Raw genomic sequence first — 5,828 nt, 5'->3', positions numbered from 1 at the left:
ACCGCCACGCGGAAGAGATTCATGCCGCCGGCGCGGTCGCTCGAGAAGTAGATCCACCGGCTGTCGGGCGACCATTCCGGCGACCAGTCGGTCGCGAGATCGGCGGTGAGCGCTACCGGCGCCCCGCCCTCGACGGCGACGGTCCAGAGATCGCGCTGCCCCTCGGTGTTCGCCCAGTAAGCAATGAACCTTCCGTCGGGCGACCAGGCAGGCTGCACGGCGTCGCCCGGGAGCCGCTGGTGCTTCTCGCCGCTCGTGACGTCGACGATCCACAGCCCGGCGTCCAGGATCCGGGAGTACGGATCGAAGACCGGCTCCATCGAATAGGCCACGCGCGTGCCGTCGGGCGACCAGGCAGGATCGAATCCGTCGTCAGTCAGGCGGCGCACCGACTCCCCGGTCGCCCCCATGACGAACAGGCCGCCGCCGTCGCGCTCGGATCGGAAGGCCAGCATCTCGCCGTCGGGAGAGAAGGCCGGCTGCGAGTCTGCGGCGGGCGAAGACGCGGTCAGGTTGATGGCCCGAGAGCCTCCGACGCGCATCGAATAGATGTCCAGATTGCCGCTGACCTCGCTGGTATAGATGAACTGCCGCCCGTCTGGCGAGATGTCGGGGTGGCCCTCCATTCCGGGGAGCTGGGTCAGGCGGCGCAAGGTGAATGTCGGCGCACGATCGCCGAGGTCGGTCGGGCCGCGTGCGAGAAAGCCGCCCAACGCTCCCAGCCCCGCCAGGAGCAGGGCCGCCGCGATCAGCCGTTGCATCGACGGCCGCTCGACTCTGGCGTCTGGCTGGGCTTCCTCCACCCCACCGGCGAGGACCTCATCGATCACGATGCGCGCATCGGCGATGTCGTGGAGCCGATTCCTCGGATTGCGCTCGAGGCAACGCCGCAGCATCTGCCGGATGGCAGAGGGCGCCGAATCCGGCAAGGAAGCGAGGTCGATCTCGCTCTTGAGCACGCTCGCGAGAACATCGCCCACCGTCTCACCCGTGAAGAGCTTCCGGGCGGTGAGCATCTCGTAGAGCACGACGCCGAAGCTCCAGATGTCCGAACGCTTGTCCATGGCCTTGCCGCGCGCCTGCTCGGGAGACATATACGCCGCCGTCCCGAGAATGACGCCCACTTGCGTTCCCGCCTGCGCGAGCGTGGGCGATTGGGAAAGGTCGACCGAGTCGCCCGACGACGACTCCGCCGCATAGGCCTTGGCGAGTCCGAAGTCGAGCACCTTCACCTTACCGTCCGGAGTCAGCTTGACGTTCGCCGGCTTGAGGTCGCGGTGCACGATGCCCTTGTCATGGGCTTCCTCGAGCGCTTCCGCGATCTGCTTGGCGATCGCGAGCGCCTCCTCCACCGGAATGGCACCACGCCGCAGCCGCTCGGAAAGATCATCGCCCTCGACGAGCTCCATCGCCAGGAAGTGCGCCGTCGCGCCGTCTTCGAGCCTCGCGCTCTCGAACCCGTAGACGTGAGCGATGTTGGGGTGGTTGAGCGAGGCGAGGAGCTTGGCCTCCCGCTCGAAACGGGCGAGCCGCTCCCGGTCCTCGGTGAACGCCGCCGGAAGCACCTTGATCGCGACGTCGCGGTCGAGCTTGGTGTCTTTCGCCCGATAGACCTCGCCCATCCCTCCGGCACCGAGCGGGGAGAGGACTTCGTAGACGCCAAGTCTCGTTCCCGGATTCTGAGCCACGCGGCTTTCTAGCATAGGAAAAAGGCCTTGTTCCGAGCAAGTCATAAGCTTTCGGCTCGAAGAAGACAGCTAGGAAGGCGTTGTGTGTGCGCATGAGCGTGAATTCTGCGGATTGCGTGAAATGGGATAGAGCGTCAGTTCCGGCAGCCGATTGTCCGGTTTGGAGGGTGGCTCGAGAGCGAGACGACGCGCCAGCCCTCGGCCGTTTTCCCCACGATGTAGGTGACGCCGTGCTCGGAGAGGACGCTCCCGTCCTTCTTGTAGCGGTGGAAGTTCCCACTCACGGTGGCGGCGCCTAGGCTCAGGACGCAAACGGTCGGGCTGGGGAAGTCGGACCGCTCCCAGCCGCGGGGAACCATGGCAGCGAGCGACTCCTCGAAGAGCTCCGCCGTCTCCTGCCGGCTCGTGAAGAGCCGGGTTCCTTCTGGATTCAGGTAGATCCAAGGGATGTGGAAGAGCTGCTCGCTCATTGCCTTCGGGTTCTGCTCGTTGAAGAGCTGGTAGTAAGTCTGAATCACCGCTCGGGCCTCTCGCTCGACGGCCTCGACTTCCGACGCCGTGAGCGGCGGGTACTGAGCGGTCAGGGTCGTCGCGCCCATCACCAAGACCGCCACGAGAAGGGTTCTACGTCGGATCACGGGTTTCCTCCTTCGAAGATCGGATCGAAACGGTGAGCTTCCACGGCAGATGCCGAGAGGTGACCAGCCGTGGTTAGACCCCGCGAATTTCCTCGTGGATCCTCTCTGACTCGTTTCGACTCCGTGGCTCAGCGCCCCGTTGGAACGAGGCGCTCGAGCTCTTCGAACCAGTTAAGGACGAGAGTGACGGGGTGAGGTCCGACATCCGTGCGGAGGAGCGCCACGATGCGTTCTCCGTCCGGCGAGACGTCGTACTCCGTCCGCGGACCCATGGCGTAGGGACCTCGGAAAAGCTCACGCGGGCGCGAAGGCCTCATCTGCGCGCCCTCGACGGCGTAGTCGACGACCATGAACCGTGTCTCACCGTCGCTCGTGGTCGCTTGATAGAAGATCTCCCGGCCCGGGCCGAACACCGGGAACCATCCCCCGTCCGTCGAAACTTGCCACTTGGCTCCCGAGCCAGGAAAGGGCTGTACGTAGACCTCGAACCGTCCGGATTCGTTCGACATGAACGCAACGAAGCGGCCGTCCGGCGAGAAGCTCGGGTCGCTCTCCTCGAACGCCGTATTACGGATGGGCACGCTCGTCCCCTCTTCCAAGTCGAGCACATAGACATCGAATCCTGTATTCGTGTCCGGGGCGGCGAAGCGGTTCCAGGCGAGATGAACACCGTCGGGCGAAAAGTCGCCGAGGTGGTGGCTGCTCGGGTCGTCCGTCAGGCGCTCGACGGCGTCGGAACCATCGGCTCGTTTCCGGTAGAGGTTGAAATTGGCGCCGTCTCTTCGTGACGCGAAGACAATGTGCCTGCCGTCGGGAGACCAGGCGGGTGTGATGTCGTATTCCGGATCGACCGTGAAGCGGGTCATCGCGCCGAGCCTCAGATCGTAAACCCACAGGTCTTCCGCGGCGATGGACGTGGACGGTTTGAGAAGAGCGAGCCGCTCCCCGTCCGGCGAAAAACGAGGCTGGAGAAACCGGTCGGGCTCGCTGACGAGGGACTCCTTCTCACCCGAGCGCCTGACGCTCACCAAGTCGTAGACATCCGTGGCGCCCTGCAGATAGATCAACGAGCCAGTTTCCGACACATCCAAGTGAGAAACCGTGTAGGTCGCGAGGGTCGCGAGCTCGACGTCCTCGACGACAGGCACGGCCGGCCCCGTGACCTCGAGCGTCGCCGAGTCGAATGGCGCCGCGAGATAATCCCCCTCTCTCCAGAAGAGAAGGTGCCCGCTCGGCAGATAACGTGCATCGGACGCGCCGTCCTGAACGATCTTCGTCTCCCCGGAGCGCGACAACGCCCGGAGCTGCACGTGAAAACCACCGCTCAAGACCGTGTACATCAACTCCCCCGACGGCAGAAAGCGTGGCCACCGATGGAGCTCGCCGTTACCCAGATTCGTGACCGGCTCCGGCGTTCCCCCGTCCGCCGACACGCGCTTCAGTCCGACACCGGCCGTATCGCCGGGTGCGAAGACGATGGTACCGTCCGCGCCCCACGTGCCTCCACGGCTTCCGGGAGCGTCGCAGACGACCGTCGCGAGCCCCCCGTCGACGTGAACTTTTTTGAGCTTCTGGTCTGCAAAAAAAGCGAGCCACTCGCTGTCCGGCGAGAAGAATGGCTGCATGGCCCCTCGAGAGCCGTCGACGATCTCTCCCTCGCTCTTTCCGATGTCTCGCAGCAGGATGCCTCCACGGCGGTTGGGTGCCGACTCGGAACCGAGGGCGAGCGGCTCGTCCGCGGCCGTCAAGACGTAGGCGATGTGGCGGCCGTCCGGCGAGATCGCGACGGCGGAGCCACTGTCTTCACGCAGCACGCCAGGGCGCTGAAGCTCAAAGCGCATGACGCCTTCCGGGCTAGCCGATGTCCTCGCTCCATAGAACGAGAAGGAAAAGAAGGCCGCAAGCGCCATCGCAATCGCGGCCGCGATCCAGAGCATCTTGCCGCTCTCGCGCGGCTCGAGCGTCTCATCACCGGGGCCTTCCTCGAGCGCGACGCGAACGTCGCCCATGTCACGCATACGCGACCTGGCGTCTTTTCTCAAACAGCGCTCGAGGAGCGTTCGGACGAATGGGGGCGTCGTGCGCGGCAAGGCCTTCCAATCCGGCTCCAGCCTGAGAACGGCCGCGAGCACCTCGGAGACGTCGGCGCCGGGAAACGCCTTCTTCCCCGTCAACATCTCAAAGAGCACGGCGCCAAAGGCGAAAATGTCGGTACGCTTGTCGACCTTTTTTCCCTTCGCTTGCTCCGGGCTCATATAGGCCGCCGTGCCGAGAATGATCCCCGCCCCGGTCGCGTCCCGCGTCAACGTCGGCGACAGGGATCCATCCGACTCGGGTGTCTCGTCCACCCAGGATTTCGCGAGACCGAAGTCCAGCACCTTGACGTTGTCGTCCGGAGTCAGCTTGACGTTCGCCGGCTTGAGGTCGCGGTGCACGATGCCGTTCTCGTGGGCTTCCTCGAGCGCAGCCACGATTTTGGACGCGATTGCGATGGCTTCGTCCAACGGGATCGGGCCTCGTGCAATGCGCTCGGCTAGTGTTTCGCCTTCCACCAGCTCGAGCACCAGGAAGTGGATGGCATCGACTTCCTCGAACCCGTGAATCGCCGCAATATTCGGGTGGTTCAACGTCGCGAGCAGTTTGGCTTCCCGCCGGAACCGCGCGAGCCGCTCTTCGTCTCCGGCGAACTCTTCCGGCAGGATCTTGACCGCGACCTCCCGGCCGAGCTTCGTGTCTCGAGCGCGGTAGACCTCACCCATCCCGCCGCGTCCGATCGATCCGGCGATTTCGTAATGCGCGAGAGTCCGTCCGGCGCTCAGTGACATAGGATGGAGAATGGTAGGCTCGCCGCCGTCAGAAGACAACCTGACGATGGGCTCCACCAAGCTTCAGCAACCGACCGGTGGTCTCCTCGCTCGGTGGCGTCGGGCACGAGACCGTCGGACTCGCGTCGTTGGAGCAAGCCCCAAGAGTTGCAATCGACGGGGTCCCGAGCTCACTCGGCGCATCCCGGCAGCCGGAACGCCCCGATCCGAGTCGAGTAGCTCTCCGCACCCTCTTTCAAGTAGTCGCCAACGTACCAGATGGTGCAATCATCCGACGGGTCGATTGCGGTCTGCGTATAGTCCTGCCATCGCAACGTGTTCGTCTGGGAGCCCTCACCTTCCACCAACACCGCCTCGCGAAGGGTCATGACGCCGGGCCGATCATTCGCCAGGCGGGCCGTGAAACGCTGGCCGGGGTAGTGCGGCGTGCCGCCGAAGGAGAACCCGATGGCGATGTTCCCGCGGCGGTCGATCGCCGGGCTCGCCATCCATCGGTAGAAACCGTCGGGCGCATACGTGCCTTGTTGGCGGAGCTCGACGCTCCGGTCCGGATCCGGTGTGACGCCGAGCTCGTACCAGCGCACCCCGCCGCCACCGGCCTCGGTGGCCACGGAGTGCACCGCCACGATCGACTCCCGGCCGTCGACGTTCCGGTAGACCAGTCGCGACATGATCTT

Annotated in this window: 4 protein-coding genes; all 4 read right to left on the bottom strand. The window is 64.9% G+C overall.

Translation table 11 applies throughout. The features are described from left to right. On the bottom strand, positions 1-1,688 hold a 1,688-nt coding region (locus tag VEK15_32605; protein HXV65483.1), incomplete at its 3' end, for a protein kinase. Positions 1,689-1,822: 134 nt separating this feature from the next. After that, positions 1,823-2,326: a hypothetical protein gene (locus VEK15_32600; GenBank protein ID HXV65482.1), complete on the bottom strand. Its 504-nt coding sequence runs from the start codon at positions 2,324-2,326 to the stop codon at positions 1,823-1,825. A 128-nt stretch (positions 2,327-2,454) separates the two neighbouring features. Further along, positions 2,455-5,151, bottom strand: coding sequence for a protein kinase (locus VEK15_32595; GenBank protein HXV65481.1), 2,697 nt, complete (start codon positions 5,149-5,151; stop codon positions 2,455-2,457). Between the two features lie 170 nt (positions 5,152-5,321). Further along, on the bottom strand, positions 5,322-5,828 hold a 507-nt coding region (locus tag VEK15_32590), incomplete at its 5' end, for a hypothetical protein (protein HXV65480.1).

This window comes from Vicinamibacteria bacterium, from assembly GCA_035620555.1.
GTDB lineage: Bacteria > Acidobacteriota > Vicinamibacteria > Marinacidobacterales > SMYC01 > DASPGQ01.
This window is presented reverse-complemented; position numbering and strand designations above follow the sequence as displayed.

Bases quoted from the DNA above. Each gene is read 5' to 3' on its own strand.
- VEK15_32595 (HXV65481.1), bottom strand. From the start codon at position 5,151: ATGTCACTGAGCGCCGGACGGACTCTCGCGCATTACGAAATCGCCGGA.